The following is a 25,188-nucleotide window of genomic DNA, read 5'->3' as shown; positions in this document are numbered from 1 at the left end:
GACGTACGACGGGAGCCGGCCCTGCGGGGTCGGCTCCCGTCGCGCGTCCGGGGCTCCTAGGATCGAGGACATGGCACGCGAACCCAGGGCAGCGACGGACGAGGCGGCGCTCGTGCACGGGCTGCTCCGCGAGCGGGGCGCGTCGCTCGCGACCGCCGAGTCGCTGACCGGCGGGCAGCTCGCGGCCCGGCTCACCGCCGTGCCCGGGGCGTCGGAGACCTACGTCGGCGGTGTGGTCACCTACGCGACCGAGCTCAAGGTCGGGCTGCTCGGCGTCGCCCGAGAGCTGGTCGAACGGCACGGGGTGGTGTCGGCGGAGTGCGCCCGGGCCATGGCGAGCGGGGTGCTGCTCCTGACGGGCGCCGACTTTGCGATCGCCACGACCGGGGTGGCCGGTCCGGGGGAGCAGGAGGGGCGTCCTGCGGGCACCGTCTACGTCGCGGTCGCCGGACCCGGACTGGTCCAGGTGGTGGCGCTGGAGCTCTCCGGTGAGCGTGCGGACGTGCAACGACGCACCTGCGAGGAGGGATTGTCGGCGCTTGCTGAGATCCTCCGTCAGGAAGAAACGCCTCTCCGGTAGCGTTGGGGCTACTCACCGGCCACAGATCTTCCGAAGGGGACCCGCATGGTGCTGTTTCGTCGGCTCCTGGGCGACGTGCTTCGCGCGCGTCGCATGCAGCGCGGCATGACCTTGCGCGAGGTCTCGGCCGAGGCCCGCGTCAGCCTGGGCTACATCTCCGAGATCGAGCGTGGGCAGAAGGAAGCATCCTCGGAGCTCCTCGCCTCGCTGTGCACGGCCCTCGACGCCCCGCTGTCCGAGGTCCTCAGCGAGGTCTCGCTCGCGGTCGCCGTCGAGGAGGCAGCGCTCGTCGCCACCCCGATCTCGGTCCACGTGCGCACCACGCAGGGCGACGTCGTCGCCTCCGCTGCGTGACAGGGTCCACCCGCACCCGCACCCGCACCTGCGCGTAACCGCCCCCCGTCGGGCTCGTTGGGACACCTGACGACCACTCGGTCGTCGAGGTCCGTCCTCCGTGCCCTGCCTGGGAGCTCATCTCGTGTCCGATCGCCGCGCCCGTCCCCTCGCTCTCTCCCTCGTGCTGGCCCTGGTGGCCGCCGTCCTCGCGCTGCTGCCGGCCGCTCTGGCCACGGCCGGTCCTGCCCCGGCGCCCGCTCCAGCGCCGGTCGCGGACTCCGTCTTCACCACCCTGCGAGACCTGACCCTGACCGGCGACCGCGTCCGGGTCGCTCCGACCGCGTTCGCCGCCGTCCGGCTCGACGCCGGCCTGGCCCGCCGCGAGCTCGCCGGGGCTCCGTCCCAGCGCGCCGCCGCACGAGGCGCTGCGGCGCTGCGCTTCGCCGTACCCACTCCTGAGGGGACCCAGGAGGTCTTCGAGGTCGTGGCCGACTCCGTCATGGAGCCCGCGCTCGCTGCCCGCCATCCCGAGCTGACGACCTACGCCGGGCGCAGCACCGTCGACCCGAGCCGCACCATCCGGATGGACCTCACCCCGGCCGGCTTCCACGCCTCCGTGCGCGACCTCGACCACAACCGGGCGTGGTACGTCGACCCGGCCTTCAACGGCCGCGGGGTCACCGAGCACGTGAGCTACTTCGCGAGCGACCTGCCGCGCAACGAGGAGACCTACAACGAGATCGGCGTCAACGAGAGTGCCCACGCCATCGCCGGCGAGGCAGCGCAGCGGGCCGACGCCGGAGAGGTCGTCACCCAGCGCGTCTACCGGATGGCGTGGGTGACCGAGCCGAGCTATGCCAAGTACTTCACCGACAAGGGCGTCGACGTCCTCGCCGAGAAGGTCACCGTCGTCAACCGCGCAAGCCACCTGTACAACGACGACATGGCCATCAAGTTCGTCCTGGTCAACGGCAGCGAGAAGCTCAACCTCGACACGTTGGCCAAGGCCACCGGCGCCAATGGTCCGTGCGGGGCCAATGCCTGCTTCGCCGCCGACGACATCGAGTCCTGCGGCGGCGACGTGCTGGACCGCAACAAGTTCGTGACCGGCCAGATCGTCGGTGCCGATACCTTCGACATCGGTCACTTCGGCAGCGGCGCCGGCTCGGGCGGTGTGGCCTACCTCGGCGTCGTCGGCGGGGCCGACAAGGCCGGCGGCTGCACCGCGCTCGACACCCCGGACGGCGACTTCTACGCCGTGGACTTCTTCGCCCACGAGGTGGGTCACCAGATGGGCGGCAACCACACCTTCAACGGCACCAACGGCAGCTGCGCCGGCCTCAACCGCAACGCCGAGACCTCGGTCGAGCCGGGCTCCGGCTCCTCGGTCCAGGCCTATGCCGGCATCTGCTTCAACGACGACCTCCAGCCCCACACCGACCCCTACTTCTCCCAGCGCAGCATCGACGAGATCACCGCCGTCGCCACTGCCGCTCCCGGCATGCTCGCCGAGCAGCAGGTCGTCAACCTCAAGGGTCTCGACGCCGGCGACACCTTCCAGCTGACCTACCCGGGAGTCGCGCCTGTCACGATCACGCAGGGCACGACGTACAACGCCGCCGGGCTGCAGGCCGCGATCCTGACGCTCACCGGCAAGGCCAGCACGGTGACGGGCTACGACGGCGCCAGTGCGGTCGGGCCTGCGGGCTTCACCGTCGACTTCGTGGGCACCGCCGACGTGCAGCGCCTCGGTGTCGGCACCAGCACCGGTGGCGTCACCGGCTTCGTCGGCGTGATCCAGAACGGCGGCCCCGAGACCAACGGCGGCACCTCCGTGGTCACCACGAACCACGCGCCAACCGTCGTCGCACCCGCGGACAAGACCCTGCCGGTGCAGACGCCCTTCACGCTGACCGGCTCCGCCACGGACGCCGACACCGGGACGTCGCTGACCTACTTGTGGGAGCAGAACGACCCGGGCTTCAACCCGCTGGTCGGGACGCTGCTGGGCGACAACCTCAAGCTCGACGGTCCGCTCTTCCGGGTGTTCGGCCGCTATGCCGACGTCAGCGCCGAAGCGACGCTGGAGTCTCCGTCACCGGGGCAGAACCTCGCGGACGGCAACCCGTCGCGCACCTTCCCCGACGTGCAGCAGATCCTGGCCGGGGCGACCAACGCGGAGACGGGCGCGTGCCCACTCCCGGTGGGCCTGCCGATCGACGCGCTCACGGGAGACACCCTCGACTGCTACTCCGAGTTCCTGCCGACGGCGGCCTACGCGCAGTTCTCCGGCGCCCTCAACTTCCGTCTGACCGCGCGGGACGGCAACGCCAGCGGCGGCGGCGCGTCGTTCGACGACGTCACGCTCACCCTCGACTCCGCGGCCGGACCGTTCCTGGTGACCTCGCGTGCCGCTGCCGACAGCGAGCCGGCCAAGGCCGGTGAGAAGGAGGAGCTCACCTGGGACGTCGCCGGGACCGACGCCGAGACCCTCGCGCCCAACGTGAAGATCTCGCTGTCGACCGACGGCGGCCTCACCTTCCCGACGGTGCTCGCCGCCTCGACGCTCAACGACGGCGCCGAGGAGATCACCTGGCCCTCGGTCACCACCGCCAAGGCGCGGATCAAGATCGAGGCGGTCGACAACTACTTCTTCGACCTCAGCGACGCGGACTTCGCGATCACGGGCGGCACTCCCGGCGACACGGTGCCGCAGACCACCATCACCGGTGGGGTCGCGCAGAACGGGTTCCTCGTCGGTGACCGCACCACCGTGCGCTACACGTCGTCGACGCCCGGGTCGACCTTCCGCTGCACCCTCGACGGCAAGGCCCTCGAGTGCGGGCAGGCCCAGGTGGCGCTGACGAAGCTGGCCACCGGCATGCACCGATTCACGGTCGCTGCCAGCAGCTCGAGCGGCGCCGACCGCACCCCCGCCAAGCGGCTCTTCTCTGTGCCCCTGAGCCCCAAGGTGCTCAAGCGTGACGCCGGCTGGGCGCTGAAACAGGACGCCAAGACCCACCGAGGGGTCTACGTCACCACGAGGAAGAGCGGCCTCCAGCTGCGCTATGCCGTCAAGCGCACCACACGGGTGGCTCTGGTCGCGACGACCGGTCCGGGCTTCGGGCGCGTCGAGGTGTTCCTCGACGACCGTCGCATCGGACGCGTCTCGCTGGACTCCGAGAAGCTGACCCGGCGGGTGCTGATCCCGATCGAGCGCTTCTCCCCGCCGCGCAACGGCACCATCACGATCAGGACCATCGGCGGCAAGCAGGTGCGCATCGAGGGGCTGGGCGTCTTCCTGCGCTAGCCGTCCCCCGACGGTTCTCCCGTTTCGAGGTCCGTAAGCACCGCTTCGTGGTGTCGTTGGGGAGGTCGACGACATCGTCGACCTTTCCCGCCCCTGTCTCACCCTTCGCCTAGGTGGCTCACCGTGGTCTCTCGCGCCCTCCGTCCGCTGTGCATCGCCGTCGTCCTGGCCCTGGCCGCCGCGCTGCTGCCGCTCCTCCTGGGTGCCCCGGCACAGGCGGGTCCGACCGCGGCTGCTGCGCCGCGCGCGGAGGACCGTCCGGCCGCCCGGCTCTTCGACCGGCTCGCCGGCTTCCGCCTCGACCGGTCCCGCGCGGTCACGGTCATGCCGCGTGCGTACCAGGCCTTCCGGCTCGACGCCCCGAGGGCGAGGGCGGCGCTGACGCCCGCGACCGGGTCCGTGGCCGGCGACCCGCTGCGCGTGGTCGTGCCGACACCCACCGGCGGCAGCCAGGTTTTCTCGGTCGTCGAGGACTCCGTCATGGCCCCCGCCCTGGCCGCACGTCACCCGGAGATCCGCACCTACGCCGGCACCGGTGTCACCGACCCGACCCGCACGATTCGCCTCGACCTGACCCCGCTGGGCTTCCACGCCTCCGTGCGTGGCCCGCTCGGCGCGCGCTCCTGGTACGTCGACCCGGCCTACCGTGGTCGTGGGGTCACCGAGCACCTGAGCTACTTCGGCACGGCCGTCCCGCGCTCCGCCGAGACGTTCGTCGAGCGCGACCTGGGCGACACCGCCGACATCCTGTCGACGGCACCGGGCACCGACCTGGCCGCCCGCGCCGGCGAGCTGGTGCAGCGACGCACCTTCCGCCTGGCCCTGGTCACGGACCCGAGCTATGCCGAGGAGTTCGGCAGCGCCAACGTTCTCGCAGCCAAGAACACCCTGATCAACCGGGTCAACCAGGTCTACAACGACGACCTCGCCATCCGCTTCCAGCTGATCGAGCAGACCCCGGACCTCAATCTCGACACCCTCGTCAAGGCCACGGGACCGAACGGGCCGTGCGGCCTCAACGGCTGCTACGACGCGGCAGACCTGGACCCCGAGACGGGTGGGTGCACCGGCGCCCTGCTGACGCGCACCGAGTTCGTCCTCGGGCAGATCGTCGGCGCCGACTCCTTCGACATCGGCCACATCGGCCTGGGCATCAACGGTGGCGGCATCGCCGGGCTCGGTGTCGTCGGTGGATCGAGCAAGGCCTCGGGCTGCACCGGTCTTCCGGATCCCAAGGGCGACTTCTACGCGGTCGACTACGTCGCGCACGAGATCGGTCACCAGATGGGGGGCAACCACACCTTCGACGGGAACCAGGTCAACTGCTCGCTGACCAACCGAAACGGCGCGACGTCGGTCGAGCCCGGCTCGGGCTCCTCGGTCATGGCCTACGCCGGCATCTGTGGTCAGGACAACCTCCAGCCGCACTCGGACCCCTACTTCTCGCAGCGGAGCATCGACGAGATCACCGCGGTGGTCACCGCCACCCCGTCGACCGTCGACGAGGTGCAGACCGTGTCGTTCCGCGACTTCGACGCACCGACGGACGCCGTGACGCTGGGCTTCGAGGGACGCGCCGTCACGATCACCAACGACTCCACCTACAACGCGCTGCAGCTCCAGCTGAAGATGAACACCCTGACCGGTCGGGTCCCGACCCTCGGTGGCTACGACGGTGCCGCGACGCCCAACGACGGCGGCTTCCAGCTGTTCTTCGACAACCCCGGCGTGGGCGCGGGCCAGGATGTCCCGCGCCTGGAGGTGCTCAGCGTCACGGGGATGTCGGCGTTCATCGGCGTCCAGCAGCAGGGCGGCCCCGGGGGCAACCGGGGCAACGTGGTGCAGACCACGTCCAACCACGCGCCGACCGCGACGGCCCCGGCCGACAAGACGATCCCCGCCCGGACGCCGTTCACGCTCACCGGCTCCGGCAGCGACCTCGACGCGGGCACCACGCTGACCTACCTGTGGGAGCAGAACGACGTGGGCTTGGAGGCCCAGGGCACGTCCCTGGTCGACAACACCAAGACCGTCGGACCGCTCTTCCGGGTCTTCGGACGCTACGCCGACGTCAGCCGCGAGGAGTCGCTCCAGTCACCCTCACCGGACCTGAACCTCGCCGACGGCAACCCGTCGCGCACCTTCCCCGACCTCGCGCAGGTCGTCGCCGGCAACACCAACGCCAAGACAGGCTCCTGCCCGTCGGCCCCGGCCGATGTGGCGGTCGCCGTGCCCGTGCCGGTCGTGGAGTGCTTCTCGGAGTTCCTGCCCACCGCCGACTACGGCAACGCCCTGCTCGGCTCGGAGCTCAACTTCCGGCTCACCGCCCGCGACGGCTTCCCCACCGGGGGCGGCGCGAGCTCCGACGACGTCACCCTCACCGTCAACACCGCGGCCGGGCCGTTCCTGGCCACCTCGCGTGCGACGGCCGGCACCCCGGCGCAGGCCGGGGCGATGGAGACCGTGACCTGGAACGTGGCCGGCACCGCTGCCGCGACCCTCGCTCCAATGGTCAAGATCTCGCTCTCGACCGACGGGGGCGCCACGTTCCCGCTGGTCCTGGCCGCCTCGACCCCCAACGACGGCTCCCAGGCGGTCGCGCTGCCGTCGGTCTCCACGACGCGTGCCCGGATCAAGATCGAGGCGGTGGGCAACTACTTCTTCGACGTCACCGACGCCGACTTCGCGATCGAAGGCGCGCTCACCGTGACCGATGCCCCCGACGGCGCCGTCCAGTACAGCGACACCCTCACCGGGGTCACCGTCACCGCCACGTCGAGCGACGTCGACGCCGACCAGCTGACCGCGACCGTGGCCGGCGTGCCCGGCCTCGTCGCGACCCGCACATCGGCGACGGCCGACGGGATCCGGCCCGCGACGGCGACCTTCGCCGTGACCGGCCCGGTCACCGCACCGTTGGGGGTCGCGACCGCGACCCTCGAGGTGCGCGAGCCCGGCACCGGCGGCGGGCTCGCCGTGCAGACGATCCCGGTGACCGTCAGGGCCGAGGACGCGACGGTGGCCTTCACCGGAGACCGGGCCGCCTCGGCCCCCTCCGACACGGCGAGCGTCCAGCTCCGGACCACGGTCACCGACGCCGCGGACGGCAGTCGCGGGGTCGTCACCAACGCCACGGTCCGCTTCGTCGACCGGGCCGACGGCGCGACGCTGTGCACCGCGCCCGTGACCGGTGGCCCGCTCTCGGGCACCGCGCAGTGCGCCGCGGAGCTGCCCACCTCGGTGAGCGGATCGACGTACGACGTCGGGACGGTGGTGGGCGGGCGCTATGCCCGCGACACTGCCGCCGACGACGTGGAGGTGACTGCCACGAGGGGGGCCGCAGGGCCCCCGCCGCAGACGCGGATCACCGGCGGGCTGCCGCAGCACGGCTTCGTCCTGGCGCGTCGTCCGGAGGTCCGCTACGCCTCGTCGGCTGAGGGCTCGACCTTCGCGTGCCGGATCGACACGCGCACGCTCGACTGCAGCGCGGCCGGGGTCGTGCTGAGCGGTCTCGAGCCAGGCATGCACACCTTCCGGGTGGCCGCTCGCGATGCCTCCGGACAGGTCGACGCCACTCCGGCGTCGCGGCGCTTCACGGTGCCGCAGAGCGCACGGGCGCTGACCAGGGCGACCGCGGGCTGGAGCGGTGGCAAGGTCGCGGGCGCCTACCGCGGGTTCGCGCTGAGGACCCAGGCGCGCAACGCCCGGTTGACCTACCAGGTCCGTGGTGCGACGAGGCTCGCCGTCGTGGCCGGCACCGCGCCGGGCAACGGCCGGGTCAAGGTGTTGGTGGGCAAGCGGCTTCTGACGACGCTCGTGCTGACCGACGACGCCCCCCGCTCGCAGGTGCTCTTCGTGCTCAAAGGCTTCGCGACGCCCGTGAGCGGCACGGTGCGGCTGGTGACCGTGGACCGACGACCGGTGCGGATCGAGGGGCTGGGCGTCCTCACCCGCTGACGGGCTGGCACGACGGGCACCAGTAGGACGCCCGCTCGCGACCGGGTGGTCCCACCATGGCCACCCGGATCGCGGTGCGGCAGCGCCGGCACGGCGCCTGGTCGCGGCGGTAGACCCACATCGGCTCGCGCAGGTTGCCGGTGGTGGTCTGCTGCGCGCGCTCCTTGTTGAGCACGAGCATCTGCTGCCCCCGTCGCACGACGCGCGGCAACGTCGTCACCTGGCCCACGGGCGTGCGGGGGTGCAGGCCGCTGACGAAGCACAGCTCGGCCATGTACATGTTGCCGATGCCGGCCAGGAGCGTCTGGTCCAGCAGCGCCTCACCGATCGGGCGGTCGGGGTCGGAGCGGAGCCGGCGCACGGCCTCCTCCTCGTCCCAGTCGGGACCGAGGAGGTCGGGACCGAGATGTCCGACGACGTCGGCCTCGTCGGCGGTGGCGATCAGCTCGACGATGCCGAGCGAGAACCCGACGGCGCTCGTGCTTCCGGCCTCGAGCACGACCCGCGCCTGGTGGGCCGGTCGCTTCCAGCGCTGACCGGCCGTGAAGACCCGCCAGGCACCCTCCATCTTGAGGTGGGTGTGCAGCGTCCAGGTCTCGTCGTCGCGGGTGATGCGGGTCAGCAGGTGCTTGCCGCGCGAGACCGTGCCGATGACCAGCCCGCCGGCGAGGTCGGCGGTGGCGTGCTGGGGCACCCGGAAGTCGGTGCTCGTCAGCAGCGAGCCCTGGAGCGCACGGTCGAGCAACCGGGCGGTGCGGTAGACGGTGTCGCCCTCAGGCACCGCGCAACCTCAGCCCGCGGGGTGTCGCGAGGAAGCCGGCGGAGTGCAGCGCCTCGCGCAGCGGGGTCGAGCCGCTGCCGAGCAGCGCGGCGCCGTCGGCCTTCTCGACCGTCAGTCGGCCGAGCGACCCACGGCCGACGGCCTCCGCCAGGGCTGCCGCGGCCGGGGTGAGCAGGTCGACGTCGTCGGTCCAGGTGAGCAGGGTGCGGCCGCCGCGCTCGACGTAGAGGGTGAGGGCGCCGTCGACGAGCACCACGATCGCGCCGGCCTTGCGGCCCGGGCGGTGGCCGGCCCGGTCGCCGTCGGCGACCCCCGTGGACGGCGCCCAGGCCAGGGCGGCGCCGTAGGGGTTGGCCGGGTCGGTCGCGGCCAGGGCGACGGCGGTCGGCTTGACGCCGTCCTCGTGGGTGCCGGTCGAGACCGAGAAGGTGCGCAGCCGGTCGATCGCGCCGGCCGTGCCGAACTGGGCGGCACCGAGGCCCTCGACGAAGTAGCCCCGGCGGCAGCGCCCGGAGTCCTCGAAGGCAGAGAGCACCTTGTAGACGGCCGCGAAGCCGCCGGGGACCCGCTCGCTCATCACCGCGCCACGAATGACCACGCCGTGGCGGTCGAGCAGCCTCTCCGCGGTTGCGTGGGCGCGACGGGTCGGGTCGGTGTCGATCGCGGGCAGCAGCGCCCAGCGGCCGGCGGTCTCGGGCGGGCCGGTGCGGATCGGGCGTCCGGCGCGACCCGAGCGCGGCGGGGGGCGCTTGCTGCGGTGGCTCGGGGTGCCGGAGCGGGTCAGGGCACGCAGGGGGACCAGGGTGTCGTTGCTGATGCGACCGGCCCACACCAGCTCCCAGAGCGCGGCCGAGAGCTGGGCGTCGTTGGTGGAACCCACCGCGTCGGAGAGCTGGCGGAAGAACCAGGCGCCGCCCGGGGTGAGTGACTCCAGGACCCGGTCGTGGAGGTCGGCGTGCTCGACGAGAGCCGGGTCGGGCAGCGTCAGGTGGGCGGAGTCGGCGAGGTGCAGCGAGACCCAGCCGTCCGAGCCGGGCAGCGCGGCGTGGCCGGCCCAGAGCACCTCGCCCGACGCGGTCAGCTCGTCGAGGAAGGCGGGGGAGTAATCGCGGACCCGGGAGCCGAGCACCAACGGCTCCAGCGCGCTCGCCGGCACGGGGCAGCCGGCCAGCTGGTCGACCGCGCTGAGCACGCCGTCGATGCCGCGCAACCCACGGCCGGGCTTGGCGGAGCCGCTGACGTGCTGCCAGGCACCGAGGAACCGCGCCAGGGCCTCGGGCTCGACCGGCTCGACCTCCTTGCGCAGCCGGGCCAGGGACCGCCGCCGCAGCTTGCGCAGCACCTCGGCGTCGCACCACTCCGAGCCGGACCCGGCCGGTCGGAACTCACCCTCGAGCACCCGGCCCTGGGCGGCCAGCCGCTGCAGCGTGTGGCGTACGACGGCGGTGCCGAGGCCGAGCCGTTCGGCGACCTGGCCGGTGGTGAACGGCCCGTGGCTGCGGGCGAAGCGGGAGACCAGGTCGGCCAGGGGGTCCTCGACGGGCTCGGCGAACGCGTCGGGCGTGCCCGCGGGCACGGGCACGCCGAGCCCGTCCCGCAGCCGCGCGACGTCCTCGACCACGGCCCAGCGTGGCTCGCCGCCCAGCCTCACCTCGACCAGGCGTCGCGCGTCGGTGAGGGCCTCGAGCCAGCCGTCGACGTCGGCGCCGTCGGTGGTGCGGTCGTTGACCTCGGTGGTCGACAGGGGACCGATCAGCCGCACCAGGTCGACCAGCCCCTCGGCGTCGCGGGCCCGGCGCTCCGGGGCCAGGCGCTGGAGCTCTGCCTCGACCTCGGCGAGCACGTCGGGGTCGAGCAGCTCACGCAGCTCGGCGCGGCCCAGCAGCTCGGCGAGGAGGCCCTGGTCGAGCGAGAGGGCAGCGGCGCGGCGTTCGGCGATGGGGGAGTCGCCCTCGTAGACGAACTGGGCGACGTAGCCGAAGAGCAGGCTGCGGGCATAGGGCGAGGGGCTGTGGGTCGCCACGTCGACGACCTGCACCTCGCGTCGGTCGACCGAGCGCATGAGCGCGAGCAGGGCCGGGAGGTCGTAGACGTCCTGGAGGCATTCGCGCACGGCCTCGAGGACGATCGGGAACGAGGGGTACTTGACGGCGACCTCCAGCAGCGCGGCCGAGCGCTGGCGCTGCTGCCACAGGGGTGAGCGTCGCCCGGGGTCGCGGCGGGGGAGCAGCAGGGCGCGGGCGGCGCACTCGCGGAAACGGGCCGCGAAGAGGGCTGAGCCACCGACCTCCTGGGTGACCAGGTCCTCGATCTCGTCGGCCTCGAAGACGATCACGTCGCCGCCGGGTGGCTCGGCGTCGGTGTCGGGGATGCGGATCACGATGCCGTCGTCGGAGGCGACGGCCTGCCCGTCGACGCCGTGCCGCTCACGCAGTCGGGCGTTGATGGCCAGCGCCCACGGCGCGTGGACGGGCACGCCGTAGGGGGAGTGGACGACCAGGCGCCAGTCGCCGAGCTCGTCGCGGAAGCGCTCGACCAGGATCGTGGTGTCGCTGGGCAGGACGTTGGTCGCCTCGAGCTGCTCGTGGAGGTAGGTGACCAGGTTGCCGGCCGCCCAGGCGTCGAGCCCGTCGGCCCGCGCCCGCGCCTCTGCCGCGGGGCGGGGCATCGCGCCGAGCTCACGGGTGTAGGCGCCGATGGCGGCACCGAGCTCGGCCGGCCGACCGAGCGTGTCGCCCTTCCAGAACGGCAGGCGGCCCGGGATGCCCGGGGCCGGGGTCACCAGGACCCGGTCGTGGGTGATGTCCTCGATGCGCCAGCTCGTCGCGCCCAGCGCGAAGATGTCGCCGACCCGTGACTCATAGACCATCTCCTCGTCGAGCTCGCCGACCCGCTTGCCCGGCCCCTCGACGCCGACGAGGAAGACCCCGAATAGCCCGCGGTCGGGGATCGTGCCGCCGCTGGTGACCGCGAGCCGCTGGGCTCCTGGGCGGCCGGTGATGCTGCCGGTGGTGCGGTCCCAGACGATGCGGGGACGCAGCTCGGCGAACTCGTCGGAGGGGTAGCGCCCGCTGAGCAGGTCGAGGGTGGCGTCGTAGGCCGAGCGGGGCAGGTTGCCGAACGGCGCGCTGCGGCGCACCAGGGCGAAGAGCTCCTCGACGTCCCACGTGTCGAGGGCCGTCGCGGCCACGACCTGCTGGGCGAGCACGTCGAGCGGGTTGGTCGGGACCCGCAGCGACTCGATCCCACCGGTGCGCATGCGCTGCACCGCGACCGCGGTCTGGGCGAGGTCGCCGCGGTGCTTGGGGAAGAGCACCCCACGGCTGGTCTCGCCGACCTGGTGGCCGGCCCGGCCGACGCGTTGCAGGGCGCTGGCCACCGACGGCGGTGACTCGATCTGGATGACCAGGTCGACAGCGCCCATGTCGATGCCGAGCTCGAGGCTGCTCGTGGCGACCACCGCCGGGAGGCGGCCACGCTTGAGGTCGTCCTCGATGAGCGCGCGCTGCTCCTTGGAGACCGAGCCGTGGTGGGCCTTGGCGATGACGGTGGTGCCGGGGTCGTCGGCCGAGCTGCCCGCCAGGCCGGCCTGGGCCATCACCTGCGCGGGGAGCTTGCGGCGGTCCGGCGAACGGGCCGGCGGGCCGCCGTCCTCCTCGGCCGAGAGGTCGGCGCGCTCGGTCGCGATCTCGTTGAGCCGGGCCGTGAGCCGCTCGGCGAGGCGACGGGAGTTGGCGAAGACGATCGTCGAGCGGTGCTCGGCGATCAGGTCGACGACGCTCTCCTCGACGTGGGGCCAGATGCTGGTGTTGCGGCCCGCGCCCTCCTCGGCGCCGGCGGTCTCGTCGAAGCCGCCCGGGGCCGTCATGTCCTCGACGGGCACGACGACCTTGAGGTCCCACTCCTTGGTGGCAGGTGGCGCCACGACCTCGACCGGCGCCTGGCCGCCGAGGAAGCGGGCGACCTCCTCGAGCGGGCGCACGGTGGCCGAGAGGCCGATCCGCTGGGCAGGCGTGTCGAGGAGCTCGTCGAGCCGCTCCAGCGACAGCGCGAGGTGGGCGCCGCGCTTGGTGCCGGCGACGGCGTGCACCTCGTCGATGATCACGGTCTCGACCCCACGCAGTGCCTCGCGGGCCTGGCTGGTCAGCATCAGGAACAGCGACTCGGGGGTCGTGATCATGATGTCGGGCGGCTGGGTCACCAGCTTGCGTCGGTCACCCGCGCTCGTGTCGCCGCTGCGCAGCCCGACCCGCAGCTCCGGCACCGGCGTGCCGAGGCGGTCGGCGGTGTGCCGGATGCCGGTCAGCGGGGCCCGCAGGTTGCGCTCGACGTCGACCGCGAGCGCCTTGAGCGGGGAGATGTAGAGCACCCGGCAGCGCTTGGTCTTGTCGTCGGGGACCGGCGTCGTGAGCAGCCGGTCGATCGACCAGAGGAACGCGCTGAGCGTCTTGCCGGAGCCGGTCGGCGCGACCACCAACGCGTGCCGACCCGCCCCGATCGCCTCCCAGGCCCCCGCCTGCGCCGGCGTCGGCTCGGCGAACGCCGCACCGAACCAGGTGCGCGTCGGCTCGCTGAACCGGTCGAGGGCGGAGGTGGGCGTCGGCACGTCCCAATCTTGTCCTACGGCACCGACAGCGCCATGTCGGTCGCCCGTCGGGGTGAAGGCCCGGACTGCGGCCTCGACCTCCGGAGCGCAGGCAGTTCGCGCGGGCCGACCCGGCGCTGAGCGTGAGCGGACCGACGTACGGGCTGAACTGCCCGGGGGGACTGGCGGTCAACGTCCCGTCTCGTCGGTCGACCGGGGTGGTTCAGGGCGGCCGCTCCATCAAGGTACGCAGACGAACCGCCACTTCCCACGGCGTGCACCCCGAGGGAGGTGGCGTGTCGCCAGGGGAACTCCCCCGACGAACGAGACCGCCTCAGGGCGCCCACCTCAGAGCGACGGCCGCAACATCGGCGGCTGGATCACGGTGGCGTCACCACGGTGGTAGAGCAATGCCTTGCGACCGCCGGACTCGGAGGCCGGCCCCCGCTCCCCGGTCGGTACGACGAACCCCGCGGTCCCGAGCACCTTGCGGCGGAAGTTCCCCAGGTCCGCGGGCCGGCCCCACACGGCGGTGTAGACGGCCCGGAGCTCCGGGAGGGTGAACGGCTCGCGGACGAACTCCAGCGCGAGCGTCGTGTACTCCAGCTTGGCCCGCACCCGCTCGAGCGCGTCAGCCAGGATCGTCGCGTGGTCGAACGCGAGCCCGGGCAGCGCGGAGACCTCCCACCACCGGGCAACAGCGGCGTCGGAGCCGGCCGCGGGCTCGGGCAGGTCGGGCGCGAACGCGACGTGGGCGACCGAGACCACGCGCGTCCGCGGGTCGCGGTCGGGGGCGGAGTAGGTGCGCAGCTGCTCCAGGTGCCCCGCGAAGCGCTCGACCGCGGTCTCCTCGTGGAGCTCGCGCCACGCGGCGGTCTCGGCGTCCTCGTCGGGGTGGACGAAGCCGCCCGGCAGCGCCCAGGTGCCGGCGTACGGCTCCTCGCCGCGCTCGACCAGGAGCACACAGAGCGCGTCGGTGCGGATGGTGAAGACGGCCAGGTCGACCGCGACGGCGAACGGTGGGTGCGTCACGGCGCGACCACCTCGACCCCGACGGCCCGCATCTCGGCGAGCGCCGCCTCGGTCGGCACGGCCGCGACGCCGGCGTGCAGGCCGTCGAGCAGCCGAGCACCCAGCTCGTGGCGTCGCGCGTCGAGAGCGGTCGCACGGACACAGTGGTCGGTGGCCAGGCCGACGACGTCGACATCGGTCACGCCCTCCGACCGGAGCAGGTCGACGAGCCGCTGGTCGGCATCGGTGACGCCCTCGAAGGCGGAGTAGGCCGCCTCGCCGCGGCCCTTGCGGACGTGGTGGGTGACCTGGTCGACGGCCAGCTCCGGTGCGAAGTCGCTGCCGACGTCGTCGTGGACGCAGTGGGCCGGCCAGCTGTCGACGTAGTCGGGCTCGGTGCCCGGCTCGGCGAAGTGGCCGTCGTTGGTGCTGTCCGCGTCGTGCCAGTCGCGCGACGCGACCACGACGACGTAGTCGCGGGCGTGCTCGGCGAGGTGGGCGCTGATGCGCGTCGCGACGTCACGCCCACCGGTCACGGCGAGCGAGCCGCCCTCGACGAAGTCGTTCTGCACGTCGACGACCAGGAGCGCGCGTCGGACGGGGGTGATGACGGTCATGGGGCCTCCTGGGGGTCGGTGGTGGTCCGGGCGGTGAGGTACGGCGGCCCGTTGCTCACGGCGTGCGCGGACGGTGGCAGGCTGGCCAGCGAGGCGGCCGCGTGCGCGCGCACCTCCTCGAGCGTGGGTTCGTGGACGATCCGCCCCGCACGCATCAGCGGGACCTGCACGGTGTCCTCGAGGTCCGGGGCCACGGTCAACGTCTCGGTGACGAGACGGCTGCCGTCGTAGGTGCGGTGCGCGGTCTTGCGACCGCCCGACGAGGCCTTGTCGGCGGACTTCTTGGCGACCGGCCGCAGCGGTGCGTCGGTGGAGTCGGCGACCGCGACCAGCTTGTAGACCAGGCTCACCGTCGGGTGGCCCGAGCCGGTGACGACGCGGGTGCCGACGCCGTAGCCGTCGATGGGGGCGTCGGCGAGCGCGGTGATGACGTACTCGTCGAGGTCGCTGGTCACGATGATCCGCGTCGAGGTGGCACCGAGGGAGTCGAGCAGGATGCGGGCCCGGTGGGACTCCTCGGCCAGGTCGCCGGAGTCGATGCGGATGGCGCCGAGGTCACGCCCGGCGACGGCCACGGCCGCGCGGATGCCCTGCTCGATGTCGTAGGTGTCGACCAGCAGCGTGGTGCTCACGCCCTGCGCGGCGACCTGGCTGCGGAAGGCCTCCGCCTCCGTGGCGTAGGCCAGCGTGAACGCGTGGGCGGCCGTGCCGACGGTCGGCACGCGGTGCCGGAGACCGGCGGCGAGGTTGCTCGTCGAGGCGAACCCCGCGACGTACGCCGCGCGCGCTGCGCTGATCGCGGCCTCCTCGTGCGTGCGTCGGCTGCCCATCTCCACCAGTGGCCGCCCCTGAGCGGCCGTGACCATGCGGGCTGCCGCGCTGGCGATCGCGGTGTCGTGGTTGAGCACGCTCAGCACGAGGGTCTCGAGCACGACGCACTCACCGAGCGTGCCGGTGACGGTCAGCACGGGGCTGTGCGGGAAGAACAGGTCGCCCTCGCGGTAGCCGTCGACGTCGCCGGTGAAGCGGAAGTCGCGCAGGTAGGCGGCCGTGACATCGTTGACGACCCCCTCGGCGCGCAGCCACGCGACCTCGTCAGCGTTGAAACGGAAGCTGGCGATCAGTGGCAGCAGCCGACCGAGCCCGGCGAGCAGGCCGTAGCGGCGCCCGTCGGGGAGGTGTCGCGAGAAGGCCTCGAAGACCGCGCGGTGGTCCACGCGACCGTCGGTGACGAAGGAGGAGAGCATGGTGAGCTCGTAGCGGTCGGTGAGCAGTCCTGGCGAGACATCCATGCGCGCGCTCCTCACCTCCAGTTGCAGTCATGATGACCATAACTGGTCGCACGGATGCGATCAAGGCACTCGGCGTGGAGGTACCCGATCGAGGTCGAGCGCCTCGACCAGGGGGCCGGCGCAGCGCAGCTTGCGACTGGAGTGGGAGGAGAGGAAGCGGTGCCCTCGACGAGGAGGACGGTCATGGTGCCCACGGTCCTCAGGCGCTGGATGGATGTCGGCGAGGCCTTATAGGGTCGCGCCCGTGAGTGAGTCGATGATCCGGGCGGTCGGTCTGCGCAAGTCCTTCGGCGACTTCGAGGCCGTGAAGGGCATCGACGTCGACGTACGACGGGGGGAGTCGTTCGGCTTCCTGGGCCCCAACGGAGCCGGCAAGTCCTCCACCATGCGGATGATCGCCGCGGTCTCGCCCATCAGCGGAGGCGAGCTGCGCATCCTCGGCATGGACCCGGCCGTCGACGGACCGACGATCCGCGGGCGGCTCGGGGTGTGCCCCCAGGAGGACACCCTCGACAACGAGCTCAACGTGCGCGACAACCTCTACATCTACGGCCGCTACTTCGGGCTGCCCAAGGGCGAGGTGAGCTCGCGGGTCGACGAGCTGCTGGAGTTCGTGCAGCTGACCGACAAGGCGAAGGCCAAGGTCGAGGACCTCTCCGGCGGCATGAAGCGACGCCTCACGATCGCGCGCAGCCTGGTCAACCGACCCGACCTGCTGCTGCTCGACGAGCCGACCACCGGGCTCGACCCGCAGGCTCGCCACGTGCTGTGGGACCGGCTGTTCCGGCTCAAGCAGGCCGGCGTGACGATCGTCCTGACGACCCACTACATGGACGAGGCCGAGCAGCTCTGTGACCGGCTGGTCGTCATGGACAAGGGCCTGATCGTCGCCGAGGGATCGCCGCTCACGCTGATCCGGGAGCACTCGACGCGTGAGGTCGCCGAACTGCGCTTCGGGGTGGCCGAGGACGGGGCCGGCCACGAGGCGCTGGCCGAGAAGATCGCCGACCTGGGCGAGCGGGTGGAGGTGCTGCCCGACCGGCTGCTCGTCTACAGCGACGACGGCGAGGAGGTCATCGCCAAGGTGCACGAGCGGGGCCTCCAGCCGATCGCCGTGCTGGTGCGTCGCTCCTCGCTCGAGGACGTGTTCCTGCGCCTCACCGGCCGGACGCTGGTCGACTGATGAGCACCACGACCGACCTGTCGCTGGTCGAGGGGATGCGGCGCCAGTCCGACTACTGGCTGACCGTCTACAAGCGCACCTGGAAGGGCTCGATCATCTCCTCGTTCGTCTCCCCGCTGTTCTACGTGCTCGCGATGGGCGTGCTGCTCGGCGGCTTCATCGAGGGTGACCCCGACAAGCTCGAGGGGGCCACGTCCTACCTCGCGTTCATCGTGCCCGGCCTGGTCGCGGCCCACGCGATGCAGACCGCGGTGGGGGAGACGACCTACCCCGTCATGGGTGCCATCAAGTGGCACAAGTCCTACTTCGCCCAGCTCGCGACGCCACTCGCGCCGGTGCACCTGGTGGCCGGCCACCTGATGTTCGTGCTGGCCCGGCTCGCGACGTCCTGCGCGGTCTTCATGGTGGTGCTGGTGCCCTTCGGGGTCTTCGAGTCGTGGTGGGGTCCGTTCCTGGCCTTCGCCTCGCAGCTGCTCGTCGGCATGGTGTTCGGCGCTCTCGTCTTCGGCTTCAGCGCCCGGCTCCGCTCCGAGGAGGGCTTCGGGGTGCTGTTCCGTCTCGGGGTCTTCCCGCTCTTCCTCTTCAGCGGTGCGTTCTTCCCCGTCGACAACCTCGGCTCGGTCGGGTCGTTCCTGGCCAAGCTCACCCCGTTGTGGCACGGGGTCAACCTGTCGCGGATGTTCTCCATCGACGAGGTCGACTGGGCGCTGGCAGGCGTCAACGTCGCGGTGCTGCTGGTGCTGCTCGTGGTGGGGTGGTTCTGGGCGGTCTCCGGGCTGACGAAGCGGCTGGTCACGTGAGCGCGCTGACCGGCGGGTCGGAGTGGTCCGACGTCACGCCGCTGAGCTCGTGGCAGGCACTGCGACTGTTGGTGCTGCGCAACTACATCGTCTACCGCCAGGCGTGGAAGCTCTTCCTCACCGGCTTCCTCGAGCCGGTCTTCTACCTGCTCTCGATCGGCATCGGCGTCGGCCAGCTGATCGACACCTTCGAGTTCAACGGCCAGGCGATCCCCTACGCGGAGTTCGTCGCTCCGGCGATGCTCGCGGCCTCGGCGTTCAACGGCGCGCTGCTGGACTCGACGTACAACGTCTTCTTCAAGCTCAAGTACGACAAGCTCTACGACCAGATGCTCGCCACGCCGCTGTCGACCGCCGACATCGCGCGCGGCGAGATCGCGTGGGGCCAGCTGCGCGGCGGGACCTACTCGGCGGCGTTCCTGCTCGTCATGGCCGCGCTCGGGCTGATCCAGTCGTGGTGGGCGCTGCTGGCGCTGCCGGCGGCGCTGCTCATCGGCTTCGCGTTCAGCGCCGTCTTCATGGCGGCCACGACCTGGATGACCTCCTGGCAGGACTTCGACAAGATCACCCTGGTCCAGCTGCCGCTGTTCCTCTTCTCCGCCACGTTCTTCCCGATCACCGCCTTCGACGGGTGGCTGCGCTGGGTCGTGGAGGTCACCCCGCTCTACCGTGGCGTCGTGCTGTGTCGCGAGCTCACCACCGGCGCGGTGTCGTGGGCGTCGGCCGTCTCCGTCGTCTACCTGCTGGTGATGGGGCTGGTCGGGCTGGTGGTCGTCCGTAAGAGACTCGAAAGGCTGCTGCTCACCTGAGGTGTCGGCCGCTCGCTAGCGTGGCGGTCATGGTGCGGTGGAGCGCGGCAGTGGTCGCAGGAGTTGTCGCAGCGATGGTGGTGGCCGTGGGGCTCTGGGCCTTCGAGCCCTGGCGCCTCTTCACCAGCAGCGAGGTCGACGAGGCGCTCCCGACCGTCGCGGCCGCGAGCCCGGTGGCCGGATCGCCGTCACCCTCGCCGTCGTACGACGCGGGCGCGGGAGCGCCGTCGGAGCCGGAGCCCGAGCCGGAGCCCGAGCTCGTGGAGCTGTCGGCCGGGCCGTTCGAGGACGCCGAGCACGGCACCACCGGCCGCGCCCGCGTCATCGAGCTGGCCGACGGCTCGCGGTTCCTGCGCCTCGAGGACCTCGCCACCTCCGACGGTCCCGACCTGCACGTGTGGCTGAGCGACGCGCCGAGCGGTGGGTCGTGGGGCTCCTACGACGACGGCCGCTACCTGCGCCTCGGGGAGCTCAAGGCCACCAACGGAAACCAGAACTACGAGATCCCGGCCGATGCCGACCTGCGCGGGCTGACCACGGCGGTCATCTGGTGCGACCGGTTCAACGTGGCCTTCGGCACCGCTCCGCTGTCCTGACCCGCCCGGCAGTGGTGTCCGGTCGAGCGGTGGGTCGGCATCTCCCACAGCTCACTGCTCGGCGGCGACCTCGAGCCGCAGCGCCCACAGCCCCGTGTCGATCCACCGACCCAGCTTGTGACCGACGTCCGGCAGCACGCCCACCCGCTCGAAGCCGCACGCCCGGTGCAGTGCCTCGCTCGCTGGGTTGGGCAGCGCGACAACGGCTAGCACGGTGTGGATCCGGTCGGCACGCAGCCGCGCGAGCAGGTCGTCGTACAGCGCACGACCGATGCCGCGTCCTCCAGCACCGTCCACCAGGTAGACCGAGGTCTCCCGGGTCCGCGCATAAGCCGTTCGGGGCCGGTACGTCGAGGAGTAGGCGTAGCCGAGCACGTGAGGGCCCGGCCCGTCCTCGGGCCTGTCCCCGTCCTCCGCGACGAGGAGGTGGTCACCGACGTCGGTGCTCGCCAGCCGGGCCTCCCAGTAGCCGACCGGTGGGGGTTCGACGTCGAAGGTCGAGATCGCGTGCTCGACCTGGTGGTCGTAGATCGCCTTGATGCCCGACAGGTCGGCCGTGGTCGCTGGGCGGATGATCGGGGTCGTCATGCGCCCAGTCTCTCCGCCCTCCCGGTCGGCAACTCGGGCAAGCTCGGCGCCGCGCTGACCGGATCCCCACGCACGTTGGCAGAAACCCGGGCGACGGGTGCCAGGGCCGGTTGAGAGGATGGGGGCATGCCGCCCCTGCCACCCGTCACGAGCGACACCAAGGACTGGACCTGGGTGCTGGCCGAGGCGTGCCCGGAGTGCGGCTTCGACGCAGCCGCCGTCGACCGGGGCACGCTCGGTGCGACGATCCGCACCAACGCGGAGCACGTCGTGCTGGCCCTTCGCGCCCCGCGCCCAGCGACCCGCCGGCACGACGACACCTGGTCCACGGTGGAGTACGCCTGCCACGTCCGCGACGTCCACCGGGTCTTCGACGAGCGGGTGCGGTCGATGCTCGAGCACGACGAGCCGCGCTTCGCCGACTGGGACCAGGACGAGACCGCCCGCGAGCGGCGCTACGACCTCCAGGACCCCGCCGAGGTCGCGCTCGGCCTGGTCGAGGCGGCTGCCGCCGTCGCCACGACGTACGACGGAGTCCCCGCCGACGGCTGGGACCGTCGCGGGCTGCGGGGCGGCGACAACGGCAGCGAGTTCACGATCGACTCGATCTCGCGTTACCACCTGCACGACGTGGTCCACCACCTGCACGACATCGGCGGCGCGGTGACCGTGGGGGCCTACGACGTCGCCGCCGCCGGCTACCGCGAGCAGACACACGTCCTTTCCGACCAGCTCCGGGAGGCTGTCGCTGCCTTCGCCGCCGCGCTCCCGCGGCACGCGCGGGTGCTCGAGATCGGCAGCGGGTCGGGTCGCGACGCCCGCGCGCTCGAGGCGCACGGCATCAGCGTGCGCCGCACCGACATCACCCCCGCCTTCGTCGACGCCCTGCGCGCCGACGGCGTCGAGGCCGACCTGCTCGACCCGCTCACCGACGACCTGAGGGACCCCTCCCGCCCGGGAGTGCCAGAGCCCTACGACGGCGTCTGGGCCAACGCCTGCCTCCTCCACGTGGCGCGCGCCGACCTGCCGCTCGTCCTCACCCGCCTCGCAGCCGCCACGAGACCAGGCGGGTCGGTCCGGCTCTCCCTCAAGGAGGGCGACGGTGACGGGTGGTCGACCCACGGCAGCGTGACCGCGCCGCGCCGCTTCGTCTACTGGCGTGAGCAGCCGCTCCGCGACACCCTGACCAGCGCGGGGTGGAGCGTCGACGGCCTCGTCCACGCCGACGGCCTGCGCGGCGAGAGCTGGCTCAACGTCGTCGCGCACCGCAGCGAGCAGGGGCACGAGCAGGAGGGCACCGCATGAGGCACACCGAGTTCTGGGCGCGCTTGGAGGCGGCGCTCGGCACCGGCTACTACCGCTCCTGGGCCAACCAGCACGTCATCGGCGACCTCGGCCGCACCGCCACCGAGGCGCTCGACGCGGGCATCGCGCCCCAGCAGGTGTGGGCCTCGGTATGGCGCGCGCTCGAGCTCCCCGAGACCCTCCAGTGACCGACCCTCCAGTGACAGACCCTGCGATGACAGACCCTCCAGTGACGAGCCCGCCGGCCACCCCGACTCCTTCGCCCGACGACCTCGCCCGCATCCAGGCCCGCACCGTTCGCACGCTGGTGCTCGCGCAGGCCGTGGGCGCGATCGGCATCACCATCGGGATCGCCACGGCGAGCCTGCTCGCCCGCGAACTGTCCGGCTCCGAGAGCCTGGCCGGGCTCGCCGGCACCTTCCAGGTGCTCGGCGCCGCCATCGCCTCCTACCTGCTGGCTCGCCTGATGTCGGCCAGGGGGCGCCGGGTCGGCATCACCACCGGCTTCCTCCTCGGCGCCACCGGCGCACTGCTCGCGGTCGTCGCCGGCGTCGTCGGCTCGATGGTGCTGCTGCTCATCGGCGCGATCCTGATCGGCGCGACCACGGCCGCCAACAACGCCTCCCGCTACGCCGCCACCGACCTCGCGCTCCCCGAGCGCCGTGGCCGGGCGCTGTCGACGGTCGTGTGGGCGACGACCATCGGTGCGGTCGCCGGCCCCAACCTCACCGGGCCGTCCGCCTCCTTCGCCGGCCTTCTCGGCATCCCGGACCTCACCGGCCCCTTCGCGCTCGGTGCCATCGGCATGCTGCTCGCCGCCCTGGTCGTCGCCACCCGGCTGCGCCCCGACCCGCTGCTGCTGGCGCGCCAGGTCGCCGACCTCCCGGCCGCCGAGCCCTCCGGCACCTCGTGGGGCCGCGCTCGTCAGGCAGTCCGCGAGCGGCCCGTCCTCGGACTGGCGATCGCCGGGCTCGCGGGCGCACACGCCGCGATGGTCGGGGTGATGACGATGACCCCGATCCACATGGAGCACGGCGGCGCCGAGCTGCGGATCATCGGGGTCGTCATCAGCATCCACGTGCTCGGGATGTTCGCCTTCTCGCCGCTGGTCGGGCTGCTCTCCGACCGCCTCGGTCGACCGCCGGTGCTCGGCGCCGGGGGAGTGGTCCTGCTCGTCTCGCTCGGACTGTGCGCGGCCGCGCCCGAGGGCACGTCCTGGCAGATCTTCAGCGGGCTCTTCCTGCTGGGGCTCGGCTGGTCGCTCGCCACCGTCGCGGCCTCGACGATGGTCGCCGACCACGCACCCCTCGAGGCCCGCACCGACGTCCAGGGCATGGCCGACCTGGTCATGGGCGTCACGGCTGCCTCCGCCGGTGGGCTGGCCGGCCTCGTCGTCGGCCTCGCCGGCTACCCCGTCCTCGCGCTCCTCACCACCGCCCTCGCGGCCGCGGTCGTCCTCGCCGCCGTCCGCGCCGCTGCACTGACCCCGGACGAACGCCGAGTCGGCGCGATGTGACACGCCCTGCGACATCGCGCCGACTCGGCCGCCCCGCCCGCTCCCTATGCTGAGGGGATGCCTGCTGTTGCTGAGGTCGCCGTCATCGGCGGGACCGGTTTCTACTCCTTCATCGAGGACCCCACCGAGCATGTGGTGGACACGCCCTACGGCGCCCCGAGCGCCCCGATCGCCGTCGGCACCGTCGCGGGACGACAGGTCGCGTTCCTGCCGCGACACGGCCAGCACCACGACTTCCCGCCCCACCTGATCAACTACCGCGCCAACCTGTGGGCGCTGAGCTCGCTCGGCGTACGTCAGGTGCTGGCGCCCTGCGCCGTCGGCGGCCTGCGCGACACCGTCGCACCCGGGGACGTCGTGGTCCCGGACCAGCTGGTCGACCGCACTCTGACCCGCACCGGCAGCTTCGTGGAGTCCGGGGCGGTCCACCTGCCGTTCGCCGACCCCTACTGCCCTGGGGTCTCCACTGCCATCGCCGACGCCGACCCCTCCATCACCCGCGGCGGGACGATGGTCGTCATCGAGGGTCCGCGCTTCTCCACGCGCGCCGAGTCGCAGCACTACGCCGCCCAGGGCTGGGACCTGATCAACATGACGGGGGCGCCCGAGGCGGCGCTGGCCCGCGAGATGCGCCTCTGCTACGCCGCGATCGCGCTCGTGACCGACATGGACGCCGGCGCCGAATCGGGTGCGGGCGTCGGCCAGGAGGAGGTCTTCGCGCTCTTCAAGGCCAACCTCGAGCGGCTCACCGGCCTCCTGACCCGCGCCATCGACACCCTGCCCGACCCGACCGGGTGTAGCTGCGCCACCTGGGCCGACGGCATCGACCTCACCTACGACATCCCCGGCCCCGGCCAGGACCGCGCATGAAGGTCCTCGTCACCGGCTCCGCCGGCTTCATCGGCGGCGTCGTCGCCCAGCAGCTCGAGCACGCCGGTGACGAGGTCGTGCGCGTCGACCTGATGCTCGAGCAGGCCCACGGCACCGCCCACGTGCCCGCCGGCACGCACCAGCTCGACGTGCGCGACGCCGGGTCGTGGGAGGGGATCCTCGACGGCGTCGACGCCGTGTGCCACCAGGCCGCGCTCGTCGGGGCCGGCGTGACGGTGTCCGACCTGCCGGCGTACGCCTCCCACAACGACCTCGGTAACGCCGCCCTCCTCGCCGCCATGCACGAGGCGGGGGTCTCCCGGCTGGTCGTCGCGTCGTCCATGGTCGTCTACGGCGAGGGGCGCTACTCCTGCTCCGAGCACGGCGCCCAGGTCCCGCCGCCGCGCCGCCTCGAGGCGCTCGACGCCGGCGACTTCGACAACCACTGCCCGACCTGCGAGCGCGCCCTGGGCTGGGAGACCGTGGACGAGGACGCGCGCCTCGACCCGCGCAGCACGTACGCCGCCAGCAAGCTCGCCCAGGAGCACTACACCTCCGCGTGGGTCCGGCAGGCGAGCGCGTCGGCCGTGGCGCTGCGCTACCACAACGTCTACGGTCCCGGCATGCCACGCGACACCCCCTACAGCGGCGTCGCCGCGATGTTCCGCTCCTCGCTGGAGCGCGGTGAGGCGCCCCGCGTCTACGAGGACGGTGCGCAGATGCGCGACTTCGTCCACGTCGCCGACGTCGCGCGGGCCAACGTTCTCGCGCTGCGGGCCGTCGTCACCGAGCCCGACGGGACCTTCGCGGCCTACAACGTCTGCAGCGGCAGCCCGATCTCGATCCGGGAGGTGGCCGAGCTGGTCGCCACCGGCACCGGCCGCGACATCGCGCCCCAGGTCACCGGTGGCTACCGCCTCGGCGACGTCCGGCACATCGTGGCCTCGCCCGAGCTGGCCCGCGCCGAGCTCGGCTTCAGCGCCGAGGTCACGCCGGCCGAGGGGCTGCACGAGTTCGCGACCGCGCCGCTGCGCGCCTGACGCCCCACCCCC

Annotated in this window: 19 protein-coding genes; 13 read left to right on the top strand and 6 right to left on the bottom strand. The window is 72.5% G+C overall.

All coding sequences use genetic code 11. The annotated features are described in order from the left end of the window. Window positions 1-70: 70 nt before the first annotated feature. The 4 genes from BM204_RS20245 (at window position 71) to BM204_RS20230 (ending at window position 8,183) form a co-directional block, all read left to right on the top strand. A complete protein-coding gene (locus BM204_RS20245; RefSeq protein WP_091117205.1) occupies window positions 71-580 on the top strand; it encodes a CinA family protein in 510 nt (169 codons plus the stop codon). A gap of 45 nt (window positions 581-625) precedes the next feature. Continuing rightward, entirely contained in the window at window positions 626-934 is a 309-nt protein-coding gene (locus BM204_RS20240; protein ID WP_091117203.1) for a helix-turn-helix domain-containing protein, read from the top strand. Between the two features lie 124 nt (window positions 935-1,058). Next, the gene (locus BM204_RS22845) at window positions 1,059-4,226 is read left to right on the top strand and encodes a reprolysin-like metallopeptidase (RefSeq protein WP_246166536.1); all 3,168 of its coding nucleotides are present in this window, start codon (window positions 1,059-1,061) and stop codon (window positions 4,224-4,226) included. Window positions 4,227-4,349: 123 nt separating this feature from the next. Further along, window positions 4,350-8,183 (top strand): reprolysin-like metallopeptidase, encoded by a 3,834-nt coding sequence (locus BM204_RS20230; protein ID WP_091117202.1) that lies wholly within the window; start codon window positions 4,350-4,352, stop codon window positions 8,181-8,183. Here the strand turns inward: BM204_RS20230 and BM204_RS20225 are convergent. From BM204_RS20225 to BM204_RS20205, 5 genes are all read right to left on the bottom strand, one after another. Then, a complete protein-coding gene (locus tag BM204_RS20225) occupies window positions 8,173-8,964 on the bottom strand; it encodes a DNA-formamidopyrimidine glycosylase family protein (protein WP_091117200.1) in 792 nt (263 codons plus the stop codon). The two genes, BM204_RS20230 and BM204_RS20225, sit on opposite strands and share 11 nt — an antisense overlap. After that, entirely contained in the window at window positions 8,957-13,570 is a 4,614-nt protein-coding gene (locus tag BM204_RS20220; protein ID WP_091117198.1) for an ATP-dependent helicase, read from the bottom strand. The genes BM204_RS20225 and BM204_RS20220 overlap by 8 nt, the downstream gene beginning before the upstream one ends. Before the next feature lie 327 nt (window positions 13,571-13,897). Then, the gene (locus tag BM204_RS20215; RefSeq protein ID WP_091117196.1) at window positions 13,898-14,581 is read right to left on the bottom strand and encodes an NUDIX hydrolase; all 684 of its coding nucleotides are present in this window, start codon (window positions 14,579-14,581) and stop codon (window positions 13,898-13,900) included. Beyond that, window positions 14,578-15,177, bottom strand: a complete 600-nt coding sequence (locus BM204_RS20210; protein ID WP_091117195.1) for an isochorismatase family protein — start codon at window positions 15,175-15,177, stop codon at window positions 14,578-14,580. Before BM204_RS20210 ends, BM204_RS20215 begins: the two co-directional genes overlap by 4 nt. Beyond that, window positions 15,174-16,469, bottom strand: a complete 1,296-nt coding sequence (locus BM204_RS20205) for a nicotinate phosphoribosyltransferase (RefSeq protein WP_091117193.1) — start codon at window positions 16,467-16,469, stop codon at window positions 15,174-15,176. Before BM204_RS20205 ends, BM204_RS20210 begins: the two co-directional genes overlap by 4 nt. A 244-nt stretch (window positions 16,470-16,713) precedes the next feature. Here BM204_RS20205 and BM204_RS20195 point away from each other — a divergent pair, with 244 nt between their 5' ends. The 4 genes from BM204_RS20195 to BM204_RS20180 are packed head-to-tail and all read left to right on the top strand — an operon-like array spanning window position 16,714 to window position 19,857. Continuing rightward, window positions 16,714-17,652, top strand: a complete 939-nt coding sequence (locus BM204_RS20195; RefSeq protein WP_246166539.1) for an ABC transporter ATP-binding protein — start codon at window positions 16,714-16,716, stop codon at window positions 17,650-17,652. Continuing rightward, window positions 17,652-18,452 carry an ABC transporter permease gene (locus BM204_RS20190; protein WP_246166541.1) on the top strand — a complete coding sequence of 267 codons (801 nt, stop codon included), beginning with the start codon at window positions 17,652-17,654 and terminating at the stop codon, window positions 18,450-18,452. Before BM204_RS20195 ends, BM204_RS20190 begins: the two co-directional genes overlap by 1 nt. Further along, the gene (locus BM204_RS20185) at window positions 18,449-19,261 is read left to right on the top strand and encodes an ABC transporter permease (RefSeq protein WP_246166543.1); all 813 of its coding nucleotides are present in this window, start codon (window positions 18,449-18,451) and stop codon (window positions 19,259-19,261) included. The genes BM204_RS20190 and BM204_RS20185 overlap by 4 nt, the downstream gene beginning before the upstream one ends. Before the next feature lie 29 nt (window positions 19,262-19,290). Further along, window positions 19,291-19,857: a DM13 domain-containing protein gene (locus BM204_RS20180; protein WP_091117216.1), complete on the top strand. Its 567-nt coding sequence runs from the start codon at window positions 19,291-19,293 to the stop codon at window positions 19,855-19,857. A gap of 51 nt (window positions 19,858-19,908) precedes the next feature. On the opposite strand, the gene BM204_RS20175 is transcribed toward BM204_RS20180, so the two are convergent. Beyond that, window positions 19,909-20,445, bottom strand: a complete 537-nt coding sequence (locus BM204_RS20175; protein ID WP_091117189.1) for a GNAT family N-acetyltransferase — start codon at window positions 20,443-20,445, stop codon at window positions 19,909-19,911. 126 nt (window positions 20,446-20,571) lie between these two features. Here BM204_RS20175 and BM204_RS20170 point away from each other — a divergent pair, with 126 nt between their 5' ends. From BM204_RS20170 to BM204_RS20150, 5 genes are read left to right on the top strand one after another with little or no spacing between them, the layout of a single operon-like run. Beyond that, on the top strand, window positions 20,572-21,750 hold the full coding sequence (locus BM204_RS20170; RefSeq protein WP_091117188.1) for a methyltransferase domain-containing protein: 1,179 nt from the start codon (window positions 20,572-20,574) through the stop codon (window positions 21,748-21,750). Then, on the top strand, window positions 21,747-21,938 hold the full coding sequence (locus BM204_RS20165) for a DUF3046 domain-containing protein (RefSeq protein ID WP_091117186.1): 192 nt from the start codon (window positions 21,747-21,749) through the stop codon (window positions 21,936-21,938). Before BM204_RS20170 ends, BM204_RS20165 begins: the two co-directional genes overlap by 4 nt. Before the next feature lie 26 nt (window positions 21,939-21,964). Beyond that, a complete protein-coding gene (locus tag BM204_RS20160) occupies window positions 21,965-23,266 on the top strand; it encodes an MFS transporter (RefSeq protein WP_091117185.1) in 1,302 nt (433 codons plus the stop codon). 57 nt (window positions 23,267-23,323) lie between these two features. Next, window positions 23,324-24,136, top strand: coding sequence for an S-methyl-5'-thioadenosine phosphorylase (locus tag BM204_RS20155; RefSeq protein WP_091117183.1), 813 nt, complete (start codon window positions 23,324-23,326; stop codon window positions 24,134-24,136). Further along, window positions 24,133-25,176 carry an NAD-dependent epimerase/dehydratase family protein gene (locus BM204_RS20150; RefSeq protein WP_091117181.1) on the top strand — a complete coding sequence of 348 codons (1,044 nt, stop codon included), beginning with the start codon at window positions 24,133-24,135 and terminating at the stop codon, window positions 25,174-25,176. The genes BM204_RS20155 and BM204_RS20150 overlap by 4 nt, the downstream gene beginning before the upstream one ends. The last annotated feature ends 12 nt before the right edge of the window (window positions 25,177-25,188 follow it).

It is taken from the genome of Nocardioides psychrotolerans (genome assembly GCF_900113685.1).
Lineage (GTDB): Bacteria > Actinomycetota > Actinomycetes > Propionibacteriales > Nocardioidaceae > Nocardioides > Nocardioides psychrotolerans.
The sequence above is the reverse complement of the archived record's forward strand: the minus strand, read 5'-3'. Positions and strand labels throughout refer to the sequence as shown.